Source organism: Caballeronia sp. HLA56 (assembly GCF_054655155.1).
Genome location: NZ_BAAHOB010000005.1, coordinates 908,566 through 931,579, shown reverse-complemented (window position 1 = coordinate 931,579; position 23,014 = coordinate 908,566). Strand labels below are relative to the sequence as shown.

Here is a 23,014-nt window from a genome sequence, read left to right as displayed (position 1 = left end):
GACTTAATGTGCCTCTCGAGCTTGCGCGTGGGTACGCGCACCGGCCACGTCGGCGCAAACCTTCGCGACCCGTTCGGTCGCGTCCGGTTTCGCCAGCGCGCGCGAACGCTCGGCCATTGCCGTGAGCGTTTCGCGCGACTGCATACGCAACCAGCCGGCGAGCCTTTCCGCCGACAAATCGCGTTGTTGTATCAATTCCGCCGCGCCGTTCCTGGCGAGGAACGCGCCGTTGGTCGTCTGGTGATCGTCGACGGCGAACGGGAACGGCACGAACAGCGCCGCTACGCCGACCGCCGCGATCTCGGAGACGGTCATCGCGCCTGAACGGCAGATCACGAGATCGGCTGCCGCATAAGCGCTTGCCATGTCTTCGATGAACGGCACGAGTTGCAAGTCGCCGCCACGCGAAAAACCTGCCGCGGCGTAATTCGCTTCGAGCGCTTCGATATGCTTCGCGCCTGCCTGATGCACGATGCGCGGACGTTCTTCGTCGCTCAACAGGGCAAGCGCCTTCGGCACCGTTTCGTTGAGCGCAGCCGCGCCGAGACTGCCGCCGACCACGAGCACGTTCAACCGGCCCGAACGCGCGGCATAGCGTTCTTTAGGTGGCAATGTGCGCGTTAGTTCCGCACGAATGGGATTACCCGTCCATTCGGCATTGGGCAGCGCGTTCGGAAAAGCGACGAGCACGCGCTTCGCAAGATGCGCGAGCACCTTGTTCGCGAGTCCCGCGATGGAATTCTGTTCGTGCAGCACGAGCGGGCAGCCGGCGAGTCTCGTCATCACGCCCGCCGGGAACGTGATGTAGCCGCCCATGCCGAGCACGACATCCGGCTTCACCTGACGCAGCACGCGCAGACTCTGCGAACACGCGCGCAAGAGATTCACGGGCAACATGAACTTGGTCTTGATGCCCTTGCCGCGCACGCCGCCGAAGCGCACGGACTCCATCGGAATACCGTGCTTCGGGACGAGCGTCGCTTCCATGCCGCTCGCATTGCCGAGCCACACCACGCGCCAGCCCTGCGCCTGCATCCAGTGCGCGACCGCTAGACCGGGGAACACGTGGCCCCCGGTGCCGCCCGCCATGACCATCAGCGTGCGTGCGTTCGCAGTGGATGAGCCTTGCACGGTCATACCTTGCCTCCGCGCATCAGCACCCGGTTTTCATAATCGACGCGCAGCAGTACCGCGAGCGCGACGCAGTTCAAAAGAATGCCCGAGCCGCCGTAGCTCACGAGCGGCAACGTGAGACCCTTGGTCGGCAAAAGACCGAGATTCACGCCCATGTTGATGAAGGTCTGCGCGCCGAACCAGATGCCCACGCCCTTGGCCATCAGACCGGCGAAGGTGCGATCGAGTGCGAGTGCCTGACGGCCGATCTCGAACGCGCGGCGCACGATCCAGTAAAACAGCAGGATCACGCAGATCACGCCGACGAAGCCGAGCTCTTCACCGATCACCGCGAGGATGAAGTCGGTATGCGCTTCCGGCAGATAGTTGAGCTTCTCGACGCTGCCGCCGAGGCCCACGCCGAACCATTCGCCGCGTCCGAATGCGATGAGCGAGTGCGTGAGCTGATAAGCCTTGCCTTGCGCGTAACGGTCGTCCCACGGATCGAGGTAAGCGAAGATTCGCTCACGACGCCAAGGCGATGCCCACACGAGCAAGGTGAAGGTGCCGACCGCCGTCGCCACCAGGCCGCCGAACAGCTTGCCGTTGACGCCGCCGAGGAACAGCACGCCCATGGCGATAGCCGCGATCACCATGAACGCGCCCATGTCCGGTTCGAGCAGCAGGAGCGCGCCGACTGCGCCGACCGCGACCGCCATCGGCAAAAAGCCCTTGCCGAAGCTGTGCATGAACTCTTGCTTGCGCACGGTGTAGTTCGCGGCGTAGATGGTCACCGCGAGCTTCATGATTTCCGACGGCTGCATGTTCGTGATGCCAAGCGGAATCCAGCGGCGCGCGCCGTTCACGCCCTTGCCCACATGCGGCACCAGCACGATGACGAGCAGCACGAGCGCCACGAGAAAGAGCTTCGGCGCGTACTTGTCCCAGGTCTTGATGGGAATCTTGAACGCGATGACCGCGCCGACGAGCGCCGTTGCTATCGAGATCAGATGGCGCACGAGGAAGTGATAGTCGCGATACTGCGCGTACTTCGGCGAATCGGGCATGGCGATCGAAGCCGAATACACCATCACGATGCCAAGGCCGAGCAGCGAGATCATCACCCACAAAAGCGAGTAGTCGTAGTCGAGCATGCGCGAGCGCGCCGGACGCACGCCGTTGACCGCGCTCGAAATGCCGCCCGCGGTTTCGGGACGTCCGACGCGCACCGAAGCGCCCGCGCGACCCGCAAGCGAATCCTGCGGAACCGCGTTGCGCTGGCCAGTCAATTTCGATCCAAAGCGTTCCGACCAGCTCATAGCATGACTCCCCGCGCGGCGGCAATTTCTTCGACCGCGCCGCGAAATACGTCGGCGCGATGTGCATAGTTTTTGAACATGTCGAGGCTCGCGCAGGCGGGCGAGAGCAGGACGGCATCGCCCGGTTGCGCGAGGCGCGCGGCGGACTGCGTCGCGGCTTCGAGCGTGGCGTGATCTTCGAGCGCGACGCCGGTGGCTTCGAGCGTTTCGCGAATGCGCGGCGCGTCGCGGCCGATCAGCATGACGGCGCGCGCCCAGCGTGCGACCGGTGCTTCGAGCGGCGAGAAATCCTGGCCCTTGCCGTCACCGCCCGCGATCAGCACGATGCGTTGCGCGAGACCGTCGAGCGCGGCGACCGTGGCGCCGACGTTGGTGCCCTTGCTGTCATCGACGTAATCGACGCCTTCGATCTGCGCGATCACTTCGACGCGATGCGGCTCGCCGTGATATTCGCGCAAGCCGTGCAGCAAGGCGGCGAGCGGCAGATCGACCGCACGTGCGAGCGCCAGCGCCGCCAGCGCGTTGGCGGCGTTATGCAGACCGCGAATGCGCAGCGCGTCGGCAGGCATGAGGCGCTTGCTCACCACGTTCGGCGCGGCGGCTTCCTGTTTGCGACGACGCGAGCTGACCGGTTCGTCGGCGGCGTCCTGATCCACGCCTTGCGCGAGCCAGACCATGCCGTTCTCGCGCAAAAGCCCGTAGTCGCCCACGTTGACCGGCTCGTCCAGACCGAAGCTCACCACGCGATTCGCCGCGACGTTCTTCGCGAGCGCCATGGTGCGGGCGTCGTCGCGGTTCAGCACGCGCGTCGTGCGCGCGCCGAAAATGCGGCCTTTCGCGGCGGCGTAGGCGTCGAGACCGCCGTGCCAGTCGAGATGATCCTGCGTGATGTTCAGCACGGCGGCGGCGTCCGGCGCGAAGGTGTGCGCGGTTTCGAGCTGGAAGCTCGACAGTTCGAGCACCCAGACGTCGGGCAGCGCGGTTTGATCGATGGCTTCAGTGAGCTTGTCGAGCATGGCCGGGCTGATGTTGCCCGCGACCGCCACGCGCTTGCCCGCGCGTTCGCACAGGAGGCCCGTGAGCGCGGTCGTCGTGGTTTTGCCGTTCGTGCCCGTGATGGCGATCACCTTCGGCTGATAGCCGTCCATACCGAGCTTGGCCAGCGCCTGCGCAAACAATTCGAGTTCGCCCCACACAGGAATGCCGCGTGCTTTAGCAGCATCGATCAGCGGCGCGAAGTCCGGCGCGAGCGGCGAAAGTCCTGGGCTGATGGCGACGATCTCGATACCGCCATCGAGCAATTCAGTCGAGAACGGGCCGCCGACGAAGTCCGCATCGATCTGATGGATGGCGAGCTCGGAAAGATTCGGCGGCAGTTCGCGCGTGTCGGCGATGCGCAGGCGGCAGCCGTGCCTGACGCACCAGCGCGCCATCGCGAGACCCGATTCACCGAGTCCCAGCACAAGCACCATCGGACTTTGCCGATCCACAAACTTCTCGCCAAACATCGCTTTACCTTTGACCTGAAACGAAAATTCAAGAAACCTTCGAACGTCGCACCATCGACACGAAAATCACCGCGAAATCAACGCAGCTTCAACGTCGACAAACCAAGCAGACACAGCATCAACGTGATGATCCAGAAGCGCACCACCACTTGCGTCTCGGTCCAGCCGGACAGTTCGTAATGGTGATGCAGCGGCGCCATCTTGAAGAAGCGGCGGCCCTCGCCATAACGGCGCTTCGTGAACTTGAACCAGAAGACTTGCAACATGACCGAAAGCGTTTCGGCCACGAAAATGCCACCCATGATGAACAGCACGATCTCCTGACGCACGATGACGGCAATGGTGCCGAGCGCGCCGCCGAGCGCGAGCGCGCCGACATCGCCCATGAACACTTGCGCCGGGTGCGTGTTGTACCAGAGGAAAGCGAGACCGGCGCCTCCCATGGCCGAACAGAAGATCAGCAATTCGCCCGCGCCGGGAATATGCGGGAACAGCAGGTACTTCGAATACACGGAGCTACCCATGACATAAGCGAACGCGCCGAGCGACGCGCCCACCAGCACCACGGGCATGATGACCAGGCCGTCGAGGCCGTCGGTGAGATTCACCGCGTTGCTGGCGCCGACGATCACCAAGTACGTCAGCGCGATGAAGCCCCATACGCCGAGCGGATAGCTGATCGCCTTGATGAACGGCAGCATCAAGTCGGCACGCGCTGGCAGACCCATGGAAAGACCGCTGCGCACCCACGCCATGAAGAGATCGAACACGCGCGCGTTGTTCGCTTCGGACACGCTGAAGGCGAGGTACACCGCGGCGAAGAGACCGATGACCGACTGCCAGAAATACTTCTCGCGCGACGACATACCGCGCGGGTCCTTGTACACGACCTTGCGATAGTCATCCACCCAGCCGATCACGCCGAAGCCGAAGGTCACGAGCATCACGATCCACACGAAGCGGTTGGTGAGGTCGGCCCACAACAGCGTCGAAATGGCGATACCGATGAGGATGAGCACGCCGCCCATGGTCGGCGTGCCGGACTTGACGAGGTGCGATTGCGGGCCGTCACGGCGCACGGCCTGACCGACTTTCAACGCGGTCAGTTTGCGGATCACCCACGGACCGCAGACGAGCCCGATCAGGAGCGCCGTCGCCGTGGCGCCCACTGCGCGGAACGTGATGTAGGTAAACACGCGCATGAAGCTGGCGTCATTCTGGAGCCATTGCGCGAGTGCGAGTAGCATGCTGGTCCTTCTCTTTCAGTTCAGTGTGCCGCGGGCGTGGTGCCCGCGACGGGTGGTTGTGGACTTGTCACGGCATCCACCACGCGCTCCATCTTCATGAAGCGCGAGCCTTTCGCGAGATACGTGGCGCCGGGTCCGAAGCCGGCTTGTTGCACTGCTTGAATTAGGGCGGCGACATCGTTGAAATGCGCGCCGGCCTGCTTCGATGCCGCAGCGTTGAATGCGTTCACGGAATCGACGCTCGCGTCGCCCAACGCGAAGAGCGCGTCGATTCCGCGTTGTGCCGCATAAGCACCGACTTCGCGATGGAACGCTGGACCTTCTTCGCCTACTTCGCCCATGTCGCCCATGACGAGCACGCGCGGCGATGCTTGCGATGCGAGCACGTCGATGGCCGCGCGCATGGAGTCGGGGTTGGAGTTGTACGTGTCGTCGATCACGGTGGCGCCGGAAAGCGCGCCAAGCACCGCGCGCTTCACTTGCAGACGTCCCTTGACCGGCTGAAATGCTTCGAGACCGCGCTTGACGGCATCGAGCGATACGCCTGCAGCCAGTGCCGCCGCCGTTGCGGCCAATGCGTTGCGCGCGTTGTGATCGCCAAGCACGGCAAGCGCGATGTCGATCTCGCCTTGCGGCGAGCGAACGTGCACCGTCGTGCCGTCGAGCGTGCCGGTGACGGCCGCCTTCGCTGCGTCCTCGCTCAATGCGAAGTCCATGATCGGATTGCCGGTCGCGGCCACGCGCCAGATGCTCGCGTAGTGATCGTCGGCGGGAAACACGGCCGTGCCGGTTTCGCCGAGCGCGTGAATGACCGATGCATGTTCGAGCGCGACGGCTTCCACCGTTGCCATGAATTCCTGATGCTCGCGTTGCGCGTTGTTCACCACGGCGACGGTCGGCGCGGCGATCTTGCCGAGCACACTCGTTTCGCCGGGATGATTCATGCCGAGTTCGACGACCGCGAGCTTGTGCGCCGCGTTCAGGCGAAACAACGTGAGCGGCAAACCGATGTCGTTGTTGAAGTTGCCGGCCGTGGCGAGCCGCGCATCTTCGCCGACCGCGGACGCGAAGATCGACGAGATCATTTCCTTGACCGTGGTCTTGCCGTTGCTGCCGGTAACGGCGACGAGCGGCATGGCAAAGCGCTCACGCCAGCCGTGTGCCAGCGCACCGAGCCCGATGCGCGTGTCCTTTACCTTGATGACTGGCAGCGGCCAGGCATTCCCGGATGATGGCTCGCGCGAAACGAGCGCCGCCGACGCACCGCCCTTTGCAACCTGATCGAGGAAGTCGTGCGCATCGAAACGATCGCCCTTCACCGCTACGAAGAGATCGCCGGCCTGAACCGCGCGGCTGTCGGTGACGATGCGTTCGATCGCGAGGTTTTCATCGCCCTGCAAAACGGCGCCGGGAATGAGCGCTGCGGCTTCGCGCAAGGTGAACATGGTCATTCGCCGCCTCCGCGCTGCTGCGTGGCACGTGCGGCAAGCGCGAGGCGTGCGTGGTCCTGATCCGAGAAAGCGCGTTTCTTGCCCATGATTTCCTGCGTGGCTTCGTGGCCCTTTCCGGCCAGCACGACGACGTCTTCGCGCGCCGCCGCGCGAATCGCCTGCAAGATCGCGCTCGCGCGATCTTCGATACGGCGCGCTTTCCTGGCGTCCTTCATGCCGCCCGCGATCTGGTCGATGATCGCTTGCGGGTCTTCGCTGCGCGGGTTGTCGCTCGTGATGACGATCTGATCGGCAAGTCGCTCGGCAATCGCGCCCATGAGCGGGCGTTTGGTCGCGTCGCGGTCGCCGCCGCATCCGAACATGCAGACGAGTTCGCCGCCACGCGCAGTTGCAATTGGACGCAAGGCGGCGAGTGTCTTGTCGAGCGCGTCGGGCGTATGCGCGTAGTCGATCACGACGAGCGGCTCATCGCTTTGCGGCCGTCCGCCGAGCCGCTCCATGCGGCCGTTCACCGATTCGAGTTTCGCGATGCGTGCAAGCGCGGTGTCGAACGGCACGCCGACTTCGAGCAGCACGCCGAGCACGGAAAGCAGATTACTGACGTTGAAGGCGCCGAGCGTGCCGACTTCCACGTCGGCTTCGCCCCAGTCCGACGAAAGATGAAACGCGGTGCCCGTTGCGGTGGCGCGCACGTTGGTCGCGAGCAAAAGCGCATCGGCGCTTGGCACGGCGTTCACGGGAATATCGACGCCGTATGCAATCGTGCGCACCTTGCCGCGCAGCGATTCGATCAAACGTTGTCCCGCCGCGTCGTCGCGATTGACGATTGCGGTCTTGAGCGTGGGCCACGCGAAAAGACGCGCCTTGGCGGCTTCGTATGCGTCGAAAGTGCCGTGATAGTCGAGATGATCCTGCGTGAGGTTCGTGAAGATGGCGAGGTCGAAATCCGTGCCGTTCACGCGCCCTTGATGCAGCGCATGCGACGAGACTTCCATCGCCACGCCCTCCGCGCCCTGCGTCTTGAGTTGCGCGAGATTGCGCTGAAGCTGTGCCGCGTCGGGCGTGGTGAAGCCGGTATGAACGAGCTTGCCCGGCATGCCGATACCCAACGTGCCGACGATTGCGCACGGCCGGCCGAGCGCGGTGAGCGCGGTGGCAATCCACTGACTGCACGAAGTCTTGCCATTGGTGCCCGTCACGCCAACGGTGAGCATCGACGCGGTCGGCTCGCCGTACCATGCAGCGGCAATCGGGCCGGCGAGTTCGTTGAGTTTTGCAACGGCGAGCGTCTTCGACGCATCCGGCTTGCCCGTGAAGTTTTCCGGCTGATACAGCGCCGCCACCGCGCCCGCTGCGAGCGCGGCATCCAGATAAGAACGGTTGTCCGCGCCATCGACGGCATAGGCCAGAAACACGTCGCCGCTCTTGAGTGAGCGCGTGTCGGCATGCAGGTTCGCCGAGGGTTGCGCATGTGCGCGCAGCCATTCGACCGCGTTCGATATCTGGCGGGCCTGCGCGCTCATCGCACGACTCCCGGATGCGTCTTCGTGTTGCTCGACACTGCGTATTTCTTCGCGGCTATTGCGTTGTTGGCGTTGTTCGCGGGCTGCTTCGCCGGCGGTTGCGTTGCGGAGTTCGAATCGTCGGTCACGACCATTTGCTTGACCGGCATGTCGGGCGGCACATTGAGCGCACGCAGCGTGTCGCCGGCGATGGCCGAGAAAACGGGACCCGAAACCTGGCCGCCGAAGTGACTGCCCGCCGTCGGTTCATCGACCGATACGGCCACGACGATGCGCGGATTCGGCATTGGCGCCATGCCGACGAACGACGCGCGATACTTCGAATGGTCGTAACCGCGACCCGCATGCTTGTACGCGGTGCCGCTCTTGCCGCCGACGCGATAGCCCGGCACCGCTGCATCCGGCGACGTGCCGCCCTTCGACACCACGGTTTCGAGCATGGCGCGCACTTCACGTGCGGTGGTCGGCGAAAACACTTGCTGACCCTGCGCCGGTTGATCGCCCGGCGTGCGGAAAATGGACACCGGCATGACCTGACCGTCGTGCGCAATCGCGGTATAAGCGCGTGCTAGCTGAAACAGCGAAGCAGACAAGCCGTAGCCATAAGACATGGTTGCCTGCTCGATGCGCCGCCAGCTCTTCCACGGCCGCAACCGTCCCGTCACCGCGCCAGGGAAACCAACCTTCGGCGCCTGACCGAGACCGAGGCTCGTGTACATGTTCCACATTTCTTCGGCGCGCAATTGCATCGCAATTTTGGTCGCGCCGATATTGCTCGATTTCTGAATCACTCCACCGACAGTGAGCGTGCCGAAACCTGAATCGTCCGTGATGCGCGCGCCGTCCAGCACGAACGTGCCGCCACCCGTTTCGACGAGCGTATTCGGCGTCACGCGATGCAAATCCAGCGCGAGCGAAACGGTGAACGGCTTCATGATCGAGCCTGGCTCGAAAGTGTCCGTGAGAATGCGGTTGCGCAACTGCTCGCCGGTCATGCGCGTGCGGTCGTTCGGGTTGTACGTGGGATAGTTGACGAGCGCGAGTACTTCGCCCGTTTTGGTGTCGATCACAATTGCAGCGCCAGCCTTCGCCTTCGACTTCTCGACCGCAGCCTTCAGATTCGTGTACGCGATGTACTGAATCTTGCTATCGATCGAGAGTTCGACGTCCGTACCATTATGCGGCACGACCTGCTCGTCGACATCCTCGACGATATGACCCATGCGGTCTTTGATGACGCGACGCATGCCAGGCGTACCCGCGAGGACACCTTGGTCGCCGAGTTCGACGCCTTCTTGTCCCTTGTCTTCAATATTAGTAAAGCCGATCAGATGCGCAGTGATTTCGCCTTCCGGATAGAAGCGCTTGTATTCGCCGCGCGAATAGATGCCGGGAACGTCGAGCTCCGCGACCTTTTGCGCGACTTCGAGCGGCACCTGACGCTTCACGTAGACGAAGGTCTTGTCCATCGAGAGTTTCGCGCGCAGATCTTTCTGCGTCATGTCGAGCAACTTTGCGAGTTGCGCGAGCTTGTCCGCGCCGAGGTCGTTCGGCACGGCTTCGGGAATTGCCCAGATGGCCTTCACCGGCAGACTCGTGGCGAGCACGAGACCGTTACGGTCGCGAATCTGGCCGCGCGTGGCGGGCATTTCCAGCGTGCGTTGATAGCGGCTTTCGCCTTGCTTCTTGAAGAACGCGTTGCCCGGACCCTGGATCCAGAATGCCCGCCCGGCGAGCGCGACGAACGCCATGAACAACATGAACACGACCAGCTTCGAGCGCCACATGGGCAGACGCACGGCGAGGATCGGATTCGGCGTGTAGGCGACGTCCTTTTGTTTCGCGGATTTTTTCATCGTTTGGCTCCGCGTGCGGGCGGCGCCGACGCGGGCAGCGGCGGCGGCATGGGCGCGTCGGCGGCCTTGAAGGTCGCCGGGTCGTAGGTCAGGTATTGCGTGCGGCCGGTAGCGACGGGCTGCATCTTCAACGAGTTAGTAGCCAATTGCTCGATGCGCGAGGTCTTCGACAACGCGCTCTGCTGATACTGAAACTGCGCATAATCCTGCTGCAACTGACGCTCTTGCGACTGCGCCCTTTGCAATTCGATGAACACTTGCCGCTGCTTGTTGGTGGCGCTGACGACCGACAACGCGCACCCGAGCACGACGATCAACAGGAAGATGTTGAGGCGATTCATGGCGCGATCCGCTCCGCGATACGCATGACCGCGGACCGGGCGCGCGGGTTGGCGGCGACTTCAGCGTCGCTCGGAAACACGCGGCCCACGACCCGCAACGGCGGGCTGGGAAGATCGACCGCGCGGATCGGCAAGCGACGGTCCACGGCGGGCGCGCTGGCATGCGCCTGCATGAAACGCTTGACGATCCGGTCTTCGAGCGAATGAAAGCTGATCACGACCAGCCGCCCCCCTTGCTCCAACAACGAAAGTGCCGACTCAAGTACTACTTGCAGCTCCGCAAGCTCTTGATTGACGTGAATCCGTATAGCTTGAAAGGTGCGAGTTGCCGGGTCCTTGCCCTTCTCACGGGTTTTGACGACGTGACCCACGATTTCGGCAAGCTCGCTCGTGCTGTCGAGAGGCCCAAGACGCTCGGACTCTGCCCTGCGAGCAACAAGCGCCTTTGCAATCTGAAAAGCAAACCGTTCTTCCCCATAATCTCTGATCACCTCCGTGAGTTCCTGCACCGTTGCCCGCGCGAGCCACTCTGCCGCCGACTCCCCTCGAGTCGGGTCCATGCGCATGTCGAGCGGACCTTGCGCGCGAAAACTGAAGCCGCGCTCCGGGTCGTCCACTTGTGGCGACGACACGCCCAGGTCCAGCAACACGCCCGACACTCGCCCCATCCCACGCTCGCTCGCCGTATCGCGCAGGGCAGCGAAACTGTCATGCACGATCGAAAAGCGTGAGTCTTCTATCTGTTGCGCCGTGGCGATTGCGAGCGGGTCTTTGTCGAAGGCGACGAGCCGCCCCGCTTCGCCCAGCCGATCCAGAATGCCCCGGCTATGTCCGCCGCGCCCGAAAGTGCCATCTATATAGATGCCGTCCGCGCGCGTGATCAGCCCGTCAATTGCTTCGTTTAGCAGCACCGTGCGATGCTGCAGTTCATTTCTCATCGCAGGTGCCATGTTTTTAGCGCCGCGTCAGAAAGTGAAATTCTTCAGCGCGTCGGGCATGCCCTGCGCCATTGCCGCGGCTTCCTTCGCCGCATAGGTCTGCGAGTCCCATAATTCGAAGTGCACGCCCATGCCGAGCAGGGTCACTTCTTTTTCAAGCGATGCGGCAGAGCGCAGTTCGGGCGAGACCAATACGCGGCCGGCGCCGTCCATTTCCACATCCATTGCGTTGCCGAGAAAGATGCGCCGCCACCACATGGCTTCCATGGGAAGCGCGGCGACTTTGGCGCGAAAGACTTCCCACTCCGGGCGAGGAAACAGCAACAGGCATCCATCCGGGCTCTTTGTGAGCGTCACCCGGCCTTCTGCCTGCCCTTGCAGCGCTTCCCGATAGCGAGACGGAACCGACATCCGTCCTTTCGCATCGAGCGTCAGCGCCGACGCTCCCTGGAACACTCGCCCTTCTCCCTGTGCTGACGCCCCCGTTGGCGCCCGTCTTTTTGCGAAGTAGCCTTAAAGTGACTCCGAAATCACACAAAAGACCACTTTCTGACACTGTCTCCCACTTTAGTGGAAGGCATTTCCTCGGTCAAGACGCGAAACTTTTTTTCGAGTAGTTTTTGCCCGTTAGAACAAGGACTTAGCGCAGGAGCTTAAAGTAGCACAAAGTAGAAAAGCGTTATAAATTATAGAGCTAGTGGACGATGTGAAAGTGTTACGTGAATTTGACCGACAAAATGAATGAAATGTAACCGTTCTTATAGGTGGATATGCCGCCTCCGCGCACGCGCAAACGGTAATTTGGTCGATGGAGCAGGCCATCGACCATGAGACTGCCGTCTAAATATAGTAAGCGGTGCGGGTCATGATCTTCGATGCTGCGCGCATCAACGCTCGCACGGGGAACGGAACCTCACCACCGCCCGCTCCGATAGCCGCGGCAGCGTGTGCGGCTTCGTCCTGCCGCATTTGCTCGACGATCGCGCGCGACGCGTGATCGTTTTGCGGCAGCGTCTTCATGTGGCCATCGAGATGTTGCTCCACCTGACGCTCGGTTTCGGCCATGAAACCCAGGCTCGCGCGATCGCCGAGGCGTCCGGCTGCAAAGCCGATGGCTAGTGCGCCTGCGTACCACAACGGATTGAGCAGGCTCGGGCGCGAATCGAGATCGCGAAGGCGCTTGGACGTCCATGCGAGATGGTCTTCTTCCTCGCGCGCGGCGTGTTCGAAGCTCGCCTTCAGCTGCGGGCTATTGGTCGCCAGCTTCTGGGCCTGATAAAGCGCCTGCGCGCAGACTTCGCCGACATGGTTCACGCGCATCAGACCAGCGGCGTGCGACCGCTCCTTCTCGTCGAGCGCGGGTTCGTCGATGCCCGGAAGGCTCATCTCCGACTGACCGAGCGCGTTCGGCTCCGGAACCGGCCGCGACATGCGGCTGATACCCGCCATGGAACGCAGGCCGCGGTCGAATTCGCTGATGACTTCGTCTAGCGTCATGGTTTTTCTCCCTCATCTCGTTGCGCGGAATTCGATGCTCTTCGCCTTCTTTCAGCAAGCCATATTCTCTGGCAAGAAATATCCAAAGCAGGCTTTTTGAACTAATCAAATTTTGAATTAGGGCAAACGCGAGTCATAAAATTCCTGCAAAACCAAGATTTTAGCGCATGTTGCAAAAACGTCACACGAGGTGCGCAGACCGGCCCCTTTTCCTTTGTCGCCCAAGACCTCTTTGTTACATTACGTCTCAACTTCATTCAGAAGTGCCCGGCAGGGACGTCAACACACTGGCGATAGAACAGTGACCTTGCCCAAAAGTCGCAAACACTCCTTGGAGATCTATTCAATGAAAAAGTCGCTTCTCGCTTTGGCCGCTTTGGGCACCTTCGCTGGCGCCGCCCACGCGCAAAGCAGCGTGACGCTGTACGGCATCATCGACGCTGGCTTCCTGTACTCGAACAATAGCGCTGGTCAGAAGTTGTATGCCTTGAACAGCGGCAACGTGCAGGGCAGCCGTTGGGGCCTGCGTGGTACGGAAGATCTCGGCGGCGGTCTGAAGGCCCTCTTCGTGTTGGAAAACGGCTTCAACGTGTTCAACGGCGCGCTGGGTCAAGGCGGCGACGAGTTCGGCCGTCAGGCTTACGTCGGTCTGTCGACGGCGCAGTACGGCACGGTCACGTTGGGTCGTCAGTACGACTCCGTGGTTGACTTCACCGGCGCGTTCGAAGTCGGCAGCCAGTGGGCGACGTACTTCGGTGCGCACCCGGGCGACCTCGACAACATGAACAACTCGTTGCGCGTCAACAATTCGGTCAAATTCACGAGCGCCAACTACGCCGGCTTCACGTTCGGCGGCTTGTACAGCCTGGGCGGCAACGCAGGTCAGTTCAATCGCAACCAGATCTGGTCGGCTGGCCTCGGCTACTCGCAAGGCCCGTTGCAATTGGGCGCTGCGTACTTGAACGTCAAGGACCCGAACTATTCGTTCTTCGGCAACAACACGACCTCGCGCACGGCTGCAACGGCCGGTACGGCTTCGAACTTCCCGAACAGCCGCGTGATCTCGGGCTTCGCATCGGCTCACACGCAACAAGTGATCTCGGCGGGCGGTGCTTATACGTTCGGCGCGGCAACGGTCGGCGCGACGTACAGCAACACGCAGTTCAAGGATGTCGGCCGCGAAGCCGGCGCCGGCCTCAACCCGGCTGCTTACACGGGCGGTTCGGGCAAGTTCCACAACGCCGAACTCAACTTCAAGTATCAGTTGACCCCGGCTCTGCTGCTCGGCGTCGCTTACGACTACACGAAGGGCTATGGCCTGGCCGATGCCAAGTACCACCAAGGCATGCTCGGCGCGGACTACTTCCTGTCCAAGCGCACGGACGTGTATATCGACGGTGTGTACCAGCACGCAACGGGTACGGATTCGACGCAACGCGCAGCGGTTGCAAGCATCAACGGTCTGTCGCCGTCGTCGACGTCGAACCAGGTCGCGGCGCTGGTCGGTATTCGCCACAAGTTCTAACAAGTCTTAACATAGCGGTATCTCTTGAAAGGCGCCTTCGGGCGCCTTTTTTATATGGCAAGGCGCGTCGGGCATAACCGCTTCCATGCGATGCAAAGAAAAAAGCCTTCGGTCTTTCGACACGAAGGCTTTTCCATTTCCCAAATCGATTCTTCAGGCCGTGCCGTCGCGCAATTCGCGCCGCAAGATCTTGCCGACATTGCTCTTCGGCAGGTCATTGCGAAACTCGATGATGCGCGGCCGCTTGTACCCCGTCAGCCGCTCTTTGCAGAACGCCACGACATCCGCTTCGGTCAGGCTCTGATCACGGCGCACGATAAAGAGCTTCACCGCTTCGCCCGAGTTCTGATCCTTCACGCCGACCGCGGCCACTTCGAACACGCCGGGCAGCATGGCGACCACGTCCTCGATCTCGTTCGGATAAACATTGAAGCCGGACACGAGAATCATGTCTTTCTTGCGATCGACGATTTTCACGTAACCGCGATCATCGAAGACGCCCACGTCGCCCGAGCGGAAGAAGCCGTCGGGCGTCATCACCTTTGCGGTTTCGTCGGGGCGGTTCCAGTAGCCCGCCATGACTTGCGGACCGCGAATGCAGATTTCGCCGGGCTGACCGAACGGAACGTCGTTGTTGTCGTCGTCGCGAATGACGATTTCCGTCGATGGCAACGGCAAGCCGATCGTCCCCGTATATTCCATCGCCGTGACCGGATTGCAGGTCACACAGGGTGACGTTTCGGACAACCCGTAGCCTTCGACAATCGGCACGCCCGTCTTCGCGAACCAGCGTTTGGCGACGGCTTCCTGCACCGCCATGCCGCCGCCATTCGCCGCGATGAGCTTGGAGAAATCCAGCTGGTCGAAATCGGGATGATTCAACAGCGCGTTATAGAGCGTGTTAACGGCCGGAAACGTATTGATCTGTATGCCCTTTAGTTCCTTGATCGTCCCCGCGATATCGCGTGGATTCGGAATCAGCACGCCAAGTCCGCCGGTGCGGATCGTCAGCATGCCGCACACCGTCAGCGCGAAGATGTGATAAAGCGGCAACGCGACCACGCAGATGAACTGGTCGATATCGGGCCGGCGCTTGCGTGCCGGATCCAGCCAGACTTCGGATTGCAACACGTTCGCGATCAGGTTGCGATGCAAAAGCGTCGCGCCCTTGGCGACGCCCGTCGTGCCGCCCGTGTATTGCAGGAACGCGACGTCATCGGGACTTTGTTCGACGCTATGAAACGTGGCGCGTCCACCTTCGCTGAGCGCGTCATTGAAGCGAACCCGTCCGGGCAGACTCCACTCGGGCACGAGCTTCTTCACGCGCCGCACGACCAGATTGACGACGAGCCCTTTCAAACCCATGAGGTCGCCGAGCGCGGCGACAACGACGTGTTTGATGGCCGTGTTCTTCACCACGGCTTGCAGCGTATGCGCGAAATTCTCGAGCAAGACGATGGCTTCCGCGCCGCTGTCCTTCAACTGATGTTCGAGCTCACGCGGTGTGTAAAGCGGATTGACGTTGACGACGATATAACCCGCGCGCAGAACCGCCGCAATCGCGATCGGATATTGCAGCACGTTGGGCATCATCAACGCGACGCGCGCGCCGGGCTTGAGACCCTTCGTCTGAAACCATGCCGCGAGCTTTTTCGACATGTCGTCGAGTTCGCCGTAGGTAATCGACTTGCCCATGCAGACGAACGCGCGGCGGTCGCGGTTCTTGCGGAAACTGTCTTCGAGCAACTGGGAAACCGACCGGTACGCGGAAACGTCGATTTCAGCCGGTACGCCGTCCGGGTAGGACTTCAACCATGGTTTTTCCATGCGGCGTCTCCTTCTTATTGGAATTTAGAATGATCGTGCGAAAACGAGATGCTAGCTGCTTGCCTCGCTTCCGACAATTGGGTTAGACGCCGCCTTCCAGACTCGTTCCGGCCTGCTCTTTCATTACGACTCAATGCATTGACTCCACTTCGACCAGGCAGTCGTAAAACGTCGCCGATCCCCCCAGATCGGTCAGTGCCTGGCTCGTTACCTGATTGGCGTTACGGCCATCGGGGGACAACTTCTTCCACCAGATCGACAATCCGACCACGACGCCCTCCTTCGCGCGTTCGGTTACACGGGCGCGCGCCTGCATCGAGCCGCGATCGTTGAAGATGCGAACCAGCACGCCGTCTTCGATACCGCGGAGTTCGGCATCGGCAGGATGGATATCGAGATGCGGCTGGCCTTCGGTCGCGCGCAGACTCTCGACGTTCACGAAACTGCTGTTCAGGAAATTGCGCGCGGGCGGCGAGATCATCGCGAGCGGATAGCGCGCCGCGAGTTCGGGCGAGCCGTCCGTCGATTCGTACGGCGGCAGATAATCGGGCAGCGGATCGAGTCCTTCGTTTTTCAAACGTTCGCTATAAAACTCGCACTTGCCCGAAGGCGTGCGAAAGGCGCCTTGAGCCAAGGGCGCATCGGCAAGATTGAGTTTCAGCCAACCCGTCTCTTTGAGCGCGTTCCAGTCCTGACCTTCGAGCGTCGCATCGGCCCAGCGAAAGGCTTTCGATGCAATCTGTTCGTCGGTCTCGAAAAGTGCCGGTTCGGTGAGGCCCATGGCGCGCGCGAGACCGCGAAAGATGTCTGTATTCGTGCGCGCTTCGCCGACCGGTTGAATAGCCGGCAAGTTGGCCATCACATGCGTATGCCCGTAAGACTTATGGATGTCCAAGTGTTCGAGCTGTGTCGTCGCCGGGAAAATCAGATCGGCATAGTCAGCCGTATCGGTCTGAAAGTGTTCGAGAACAATGGTGAACAGATCGTCACGCGCAAAGCCCGCGGCGACTTTCGCGGAGTCGGGCGCCACGGCCACCGGGTTCGAGTTATAGACGATCAGCGCTTCGATCTTCGGGCCGAATGCGTCGTCTCCGGGGTTCAGCAGCGCGTCGCCGATAGCGTTCATATTGACGATGCGCGGCAGTTTCGACGGCCAGCCGGGCGACAGGTTCGGACGTTCGAGCGCGTTTCCATCGACCGGAGTCCAACCCGACGACGACAGCAGCAGTCCGCCCGCGCGCTCACGCCATGCGCCCGTGAGCGACGGCAGACAGGCAATGGCGCGGACCGCATTGCCGCCGCCGCGCACGCGCTGCATACCGTAATTCAGGCGAATCGACGCCTTCCTGGTAGAACCGAATGCGCGCGCGAGATCGATCACCGTCTTCTCGTCAAGACCGCATATCGACGCCACGCGCGAAGGCGGAAACTGCGCCGCGCGCGCCTTGAGTTCCTCGAAACCGAGCGTGTGGGCATCGACATATTCACGGTCGATGAGATCCTCGCGAATCAAAACGTCGATCATTCCGAGCGCGAGCGCGGCATCCGTTCCGGGCCGCAACGCAATATGTTGATGACATTTTTCCGCCGTCAGCGACCGATACGGATCGATTGCGATCAACTTGGCGCCGCGCCGCTTTGCTTCCTGCGCACGCGTCCAGAAATGCAGGCTCGACGCGATCGGATTCGCTCCCCAGATCAGGATGAGCTCGCTTTCTTCGAAAAACTCGGTGTGCATGCCGAGACTCGCGCCGTATGTGTAGCGCAAGCCGGCAGTCCCGGCGGCGGCGCAGATCGTCCGATCCAGCCGCGACGCGCCGAGCACATTAAAAAAACGCGCCGCAATGCTCTCGCCTTGTACCAGTCCCATCGTGCCAGCATAGCTGTACGGGAGAATCGCTTCGGGCGCGCGCTGTGCAATCGACTTCAGCTTGTTGGCCGCCAAGGTGAGCGCGTCGTTCCAACTGATCGCTTCGAAGCGCCCTTCGCCTTTCCGGCCGACGCGGCGCAACGGCGTGAGCAGCCGGTCTTTATGATGCGTGCGCTCGGCATAACGCGTCACCTTCGTGCAAAGCACGCCCTGCGTCGGCGGATGATCCGGATCGCCGCTGACCTTTACCGCTTTGCCGTCCTTGACCGTGACGCGCATTGCGCAGGTATCGGGACAGTCATGTGGACAGACGGCTCGGGCGAACTCGGTTGGAGCGTTCATGGCGTGGGTCCGGGATTACCAGATGAAAAGCGTCAGATGAGTCGATTTTATTATGGTCGTCGTGGGAACGACCGTTCAAATCATCAAATAATGACGGCGTAGAATGCAAGGACCGACGCAGTGTCAATGCGCAACGTCCGAATTCAAACGTGAGAACGGTTCCAAAATGAATCTGATTCCCGAAATCGAAGCATCGCACGAAGAAATCAAAGCTCTCCGACGAACGATTCACGCTCACCCGGAGCTGCGTTACGAAGAGACGGGGACGAGCAAGCTTGTCGCGGAAAGCCTCGAGCGATGGGGCATTACTGTGCATCGTGGGCTGGGAAAGACGGGCGTCGTCGGCGTGCTTAAGCGTGGCTCCGGCAACGGGTCGATCGGACTACGCGCCGATATGGACGCACTGCCCATTCAGGAAATCAACACCTTCGAACATCGATCGACCCACCCCGGCCGCATGCACGCGTGCGGTCACGACGGGCACACTGCCATGCTGCTCGGCGCGGCAAAACATTTGGCGGAGCATGGCAACTTTAACGGCACGATTGTTTTCATCTTTCAGCCGGCCGAGGAAGGTGGCGCAGGCGCGCGTGCAATGATCGAAGACGGCTTGTTCAAGCGTTTCCCTGTCGATGCCGTCTTTGGGATTCACAACTGGCCGGGAATGCCAGCGGGGCACTTCGGCGTGGTTTCCGGACCAATCATGGCGTCGAGCAATGAGTTTCGAATCACGATTCGCGGCATCGGCTCGCATGCGGCAATGCCTCATAACGGGCGTGACCCGGTATTCACTGCTGTGCAGATCGCCAATGGCTTACAGGGCATCATTACTCGAAACAAGAAGCCTATCGATACCGCCGTGCTTTCAATCACCCAAATTCATGCTGGCGACGCGGTCAATGTCGTGCCGGATGAGGCATGGTTAGGTGGCACGGTGCGCACGTTCACGGTCGAGACTTTAGACGTTATCGAAGAACGTATGCGCAAGATCGTCGAAGCAACGGCATCGGCTTACGATTGCGAGGCGGAACTGCATTTTCATCGAAATTATCCACCGACGATCAACGACGCTGAGCAAACGAAGTTTGCGGCGGGAGTGATGACTGCAGTTGTAGGCAAGGATAAGGTGAACGCCTCAGTCGAACCGACAATGGGCGCGGAGGACTTTTCGTTCATGTTGCTTGAAAAGCCCGGGTGTTATGCGTTTCTCGGGAATGGCAACGGCGGTCATCGGGATCATGGACATGGTGCCGGTCCCTGCATGTTGCATAACGCCAGTTACGATTTCAATGACGATTTGTTGTCTGTCGGCTCGTCTTACTGGGTTCGATTGGCGGAGCAGTTCTTAGCCCGATAACTTTGATTTTTTATTTGGCGCTGCTCGAACCACGCAGCGCTTTTCTTTGCGCGCCCAATGCCGCAGAAACGCAAAAACCCCACCTGTTTGGGGGTGGGGTTTTTGTTGCTGCATGAGGAGCCTGACGATTACCTACTTTCACACGGGAGATCCGCACTATCATCGGCGTGGAGTCGTTTCACGGTCCTGTTCGGGATGGGAAGGGGTGGTACCAACTCGCTGTGGTCATCAGGCATGACTTGTTATCGTGCGCCGGGTGGGCACACAACCAATCCGGGAAGAAGCAGTAAATGTTGGGTGGCGATTGTCGCACACGCATAACTCGCCAGTGGTTCAAACACACTGGTTATAGGATCAAGCCTTACGGGCAATTAGTATCAGTTAGCTCAATGCATTACTGCACTTACACACCTGACCTATCAACGTCCTGGTCTGGAACGACCCTTCAAGGGGCTCGAAGCCCCGGGGATATCTCATCTTAAGGCGAGTTTCCCGCTTAGATGCTTTCAGCGGTTATCTCTTCCGAACATAGCTACCCGGCGATGCCACTGGCGTGACAACCGGTACACCAGAGGTTCGTCCACTCCGGTCCTCTCGTACTAGGAGCAGCCCCCTTCAAATATCCAACGCCCACGGCAGATAGGGACCAAACTGTCTCACGACGTTTTAAACCCAGCTCACGTACCTCTTTAAATGGCGAACAGCCATACCCTTGGGACCGGCTACAGCCCCAGGATGAGATGAGCCGACATCGAGGTGCCAAACACCGCCGTCGATATGAACTCTTGGGCGGTATCAGCCTGTTATCCCCAGAGTACCTTTTATCCGTTGAGCGATGGCCCTTCCATACAGAACCACCGGATCACTATGACCTGCTTTCGCACCTGCTCGACTTGTCGGTCTCGCAGTTAAGCACGCTTATGCCATTGCACTATCAGCACGATTTCCGACCGTACCTAGCGTACCTTCGTACTCCTCCGTTACACTTTGGGAGGAGACCGCCCCAGTCAAACTGCCTACCATGCACTGTCCCCGATCCAGATCATGGACCAAGGTTAGAACCTCAAACAAACCAGGGTGGTATTTCAAGGACGGCTCCACCGAAACTAGCGTTCCGGTTTCATAGCCTCCCACCTATCCTACACAGATCGGTTCAAAGTCCAATGCAAAGCTACAGTAAAGGTTCATGGGGTCTTTCCGTCTAGCCGCGGGGAGATTGCATCATCACAAACACTTCAACTTCGCTGAGTCTCGGGAGGAGACAGTGTGGCCATCGTTACGCCATTCGTGCAGGTCGGAACTTACCCGACAAGGAATTTCGCTACCTTAGGACCGTTATAGTTACGGCCGCCGTTTACCGGGACTTCAATCAAGAGCTTGCACCCCATCATTTAATCTTCCGGCACCGGGCAGGCGTCACACCCTATACGTCCACTTTCGTGTTTGCAGAGTGCTGTGTTTTTATTAAACAGTCGCAGCCACCAGTTTATTGCAACCTCTTCACCCTCCTGGCGCAGGCCAGTCAAGCTACAGAGGCGTACCTTATCCCGAAGTTACGGTACCAATTTGCCGAGTTCCTTCTCCCGAGTTCTCTCAAGCGCCTTAGAATACTCATCTCGCCCACCTGTGTCGGTTTGCGGTACGGTCACTATTAGACTGAAGCTTAGAGGCTTTTCTTGGAACCACTTCCAATTGCTTCGCTTCCGAGGAAGCTCGCGCCACACCCTTGAATTATGTGCCCGGATTTGCCTGAGCACCTTCTCCAATGCAGCGACCGGGACGTCCAACACCCGGACAACCTTCCGCGATCCGTCCCCCCATCGCATCTAACAATGGTGCAGGAATATTGACCTGCTTCCCATCAGCTACGCATTTCTGCCTCGCCTTAGGGGCCGACTCACCCTACGCCGATGAACGTTGCGTAGGAAACCTTGGGCTTACGGCGAGGGGGCTTTTCACCCCCTTTATCGCTACTCATGTCAGCATTCGCACTTCCGATACCTCCAGCACGCTTTTCAACGCACCTTCGCAGGCTTACGGAACGCTCTCCTACCATGCATATAAATATGCATCCGCAGCTTCGGTGACTGGCTTGAGCCCCGTTACATCTTCCGCGCAGGACGACTCGATCAGTGAGCTATTACGCTTTCTTTAAAGGGTGGCTGCTTCTAAGCCAACCTCCTGACTGTTTTTGCCTTCCCACTTCGTTTCCCACTTAGCCAATCTTTGGGACCTTAGCTGGCGGTCTGGGTTGTTTCCCTCTTGACACCGGACGTTAGCACCCGATGTCTGTCTCCCGTGATTGCACTCTTCGGTATTCGGAGTTTGCTATGGCGTAGTAATCCGCAATGGACCCCACAACCATGACAGTGCTCTACCCCCGAAGGTGATACACGAGGCACTACCTAAATAGTTTTCGGAGAGAACCAGCTATTTCCAAGTTTGTTTAGCCTTTCACCCCTATCCACAGCTCATCCCCTAACTTTTCAACGTTAGTGGGTTCGGTCCTCCAGTACGTGTTACCGCACCTTCAACCTGGCCATGGATAGATCACTTGGTTTCGGGTCTACGCCCAGCAACTGATCGCCCTATTCGGACTCGCTTTCGCTACGCCTGCCTTAATCAGTTAAGCTCGCTACTGAACGTAAGTCGCTGACCCATTATACAAAAGGTACGCCGTCACCCCTTGCGAGGCTCCGACTGTTTGTATGCATGCGGTTTCAGGATCTATTTCACTCCCCTCCCGGGGTTCTTTTCGCCTTTCCCTCACGGTACTGGTTCACTATCGGTCGATCACGAGTATTTAGCCTTGGAGGATGGTCCCCCCATCTTCAGACAGGATTTCACGTGTCCCGCCCTACTTGTCGTACCCCTAGTTCTTCCACGCTGTTTTCGCTTACAGGGCTATCACCTGCTATGGCCGCACTTTCCAGAGCGTTCAGCTAACAACACAGATAAAGAGTACAGGCTGATCCCATTTCGCTCGCCACTACTCTGGGAATCTCGGTTGATTTCTTTTCCTGCGGTTACTTAGATGTTTCAGTTCACCGCGTTCGCTTCACTAAGCCTATGGATTCAGCTTAGGATGACCCATTCGGGCCGGGTTTCCCCATTCGGATATCGGTGGATCAAAGCTCGTTTGCCAGCTCCCCACCGCTTTTCGCAGGCTACCGCGTCCTTCATCGCCTGTGATCGCCAAGGCATCCACCACATGCACTTGTTCGCTTGACCCTATAACGAGTGTGTCTGCCAGCATTGCTGCCTTTAAGCCCACCGTCATAGGTTGAGTATTCGCGTTGT

Annotated in this window: 15 protein-coding genes and 2 rRNA genes; 2 read left to right on the top strand and 15 right to left on the bottom strand. The window is 60.2% G+C overall.

Features of this window, described 5'->3' with window-relative positions; all coding sequences use genetic code 11:
• Positions 1-3: 3 nt before the first annotated feature.
• The 11 genes from murG to coq7 form a co-directional block, all read right to left on the bottom strand.
• Entirely contained in the window at positions 4-1,137 is a 1,134-nt protein-coding gene (murG, locus tag ACYQ47_RS23915) for an undecaprenyldiphospho-muramoylpentapeptide beta-N-acetylglucosaminyltransferase (RefSeq protein WP_250526273.1), read from the bottom strand.
• Positions 1,134-2,432 (bottom strand): putative lipid II flippase FtsW, encoded by a 1,299-nt coding sequence (gene ftsW, locus ACYQ47_RS23910; RefSeq protein ID WP_244826303.1) that lies wholly within the window; start codon positions 2,430-2,432, stop codon positions 1,134-1,136. The genes murG and ftsW overlap by 4 nt, the downstream gene beginning before the upstream one ends.
• Positions 2,429-3,940: a UDP-N-acetylmuramoyl-L-alanine--D-glutamate ligase gene (gene murD / locus ACYQ47_RS23905; protein ID WP_459907237.1), complete on the bottom strand. Its 1,512-nt coding sequence runs from the start codon at positions 3,938-3,940 to the stop codon at positions 2,429-2,431. The genes ftsW and murD overlap by 4 nt, the downstream gene beginning before the upstream one ends.
• Before the next feature lie 77 nt (positions 3,941-4,017).
• Positions 4,018-5,187, bottom strand: coding sequence for a phospho-N-acetylmuramoyl-pentapeptide-transferase (gene mraY, locus ACYQ47_RS23900; RefSeq protein ID WP_250465716.1), 1,170 nt, complete (start codon positions 5,185-5,187; stop codon positions 4,018-4,020).
• A 20-nt stretch (positions 5,188-5,207) separates the two neighbouring features.
• Positions 5,208-6,638 carry a UDP-N-acetylmuramoyl-tripeptide--D-alanyl-D-alanine ligase gene (locus ACYQ47_RS23895; RefSeq protein ID WP_459907234.1) on the bottom strand — a complete coding sequence of 477 codons (1,431 nt, stop codon included), beginning with the start codon at positions 6,636-6,638 and terminating at the stop codon, positions 5,208-5,210.
• Positions 6,635-8,161, bottom strand: coding sequence for a UDP-N-acetylmuramoyl-L-alanyl-D-glutamate--2,6-diaminopimelate ligase (locus ACYQ47_RS23890; RefSeq protein WP_459907232.1), 1,527 nt, complete (start codon positions 8,159-8,161; stop codon positions 6,635-6,637). The genes ACYQ47_RS23895 and ACYQ47_RS23890 overlap by 4 nt, the downstream gene beginning before the upstream one ends.
• Positions 8,158-10,017, bottom strand: coding sequence for a peptidoglycan D,D-transpeptidase FtsI family protein (locus ACYQ47_RS23885; RefSeq protein ID WP_244826308.1), 1,860 nt, complete (start codon positions 10,015-10,017; stop codon positions 8,158-8,160). Before ACYQ47_RS23885 ends, ACYQ47_RS23890 begins: the two co-directional genes overlap by 4 nt.
• Positions 10,014-10,358, bottom strand: a complete 345-nt coding sequence (gene ftsL, locus ACYQ47_RS23880; RefSeq protein WP_244826309.1) for a cell division protein FtsL — start codon at positions 10,356-10,358, stop codon at positions 10,014-10,016. The genes ACYQ47_RS23885 and ftsL overlap by 4 nt, the downstream gene beginning before the upstream one ends.
• Positions 10,355-11,296 carry a 16S rRNA (cytosine(1402)-N(4))-methyltransferase RsmH gene (gene rsmH / locus ACYQ47_RS23875; RefSeq protein WP_459907229.1) on the bottom strand — a complete coding sequence of 314 codons (942 nt, stop codon included), beginning with the start codon at positions 11,294-11,296 and terminating at the stop codon, positions 10,355-10,357. The genes ftsL and rsmH overlap by 4 nt, the downstream gene beginning before the upstream one ends.
• A gap of 27 nt (positions 11,297-11,323) precedes the next feature.
• A complete protein-coding gene (gene mraZ / locus ACYQ47_RS23870) occupies positions 11,324-11,752 on the bottom strand; it encodes a division/cell wall cluster transcriptional repressor MraZ (RefSeq protein WP_250465724.1) in 429 nt (142 codons plus the stop codon).
• 384 nt (positions 11,753-12,136) lie between these two features.
• Complete coding sequence (gene coq7, locus ACYQ47_RS23865) at positions 12,137-12,793, bottom strand: 2-polyprenyl-3-methyl-6-methoxy-1,4-benzoquinone monooxygenase (protein WP_244826312.1); 657 nt, start codon at positions 12,791-12,793, stop codon at positions 12,137-12,139.
• A 346-nt stretch (positions 12,794-13,139) separates the two neighbouring features.
• Between coq7 and ACYQ47_RS23860 the strand changes: the two genes are divergently transcribed.
• Positions 13,140-14,318: a porin gene (locus ACYQ47_RS23860; protein ID WP_244826313.1), complete on the top strand. Its 1,179-nt coding sequence runs from the start codon at positions 13,140-13,142 to the stop codon at positions 14,316-14,318.
• Between the two features lie 153 nt (positions 14,319-14,471).
• On the opposite strand, the gene ACYQ47_RS23855 is transcribed toward ACYQ47_RS23860, so the two are convergent.
• Together ACYQ47_RS23855 and ACYQ47_RS23850 are read right to left on the bottom strand one after the other, a co-directional pair.
• Complete coding sequence (locus tag ACYQ47_RS23855) at positions 14,472-16,145, bottom strand: long-chain fatty acid--CoA ligase (RefSeq protein ID WP_244826314.1); 1,674 nt, start codon at positions 16,143-16,145, stop codon at positions 14,472-14,474.
• Positions 16,146-16,275: 130 nt separating this feature from the next.
• Complete coding sequence (locus ACYQ47_RS23850) at positions 16,276-18,357, bottom strand: molybdopterin-containing oxidoreductase family protein (protein ID WP_459907225.1); 2,082 nt, start codon at positions 18,355-18,357, stop codon at positions 16,276-16,278.
• Between the two features lie 166 nt (positions 18,358-18,523).
• On the opposite strand from ACYQ47_RS23850, the gene ACYQ47_RS23845 reads away from it, so the two are divergent.
• Positions 18,524-19,714, top strand: a complete 1,191-nt coding sequence (locus tag ACYQ47_RS23845; protein ID WP_459907223.1) for a M20 aminoacylase family protein — start codon at positions 18,524-18,526, stop codon at positions 19,712-19,714.
• 119 nt (positions 19,715-19,833) lie between these two features.
• Here the strand turns inward: ACYQ47_RS23845 and rrf are convergent.
• Positions 19,834-19,947 (bottom strand): 5S ribosomal RNA (rrf, locus tag ACYQ47_RS23840).
• Between the two features lie 117 nt (positions 19,948-20,064).
• Positions 20,065-22,945 (bottom strand): 23S ribosomal RNA (locus ACYQ47_RS23835).
• Positions 22,946-23,014 lie beyond the last annotated feature (69 nt).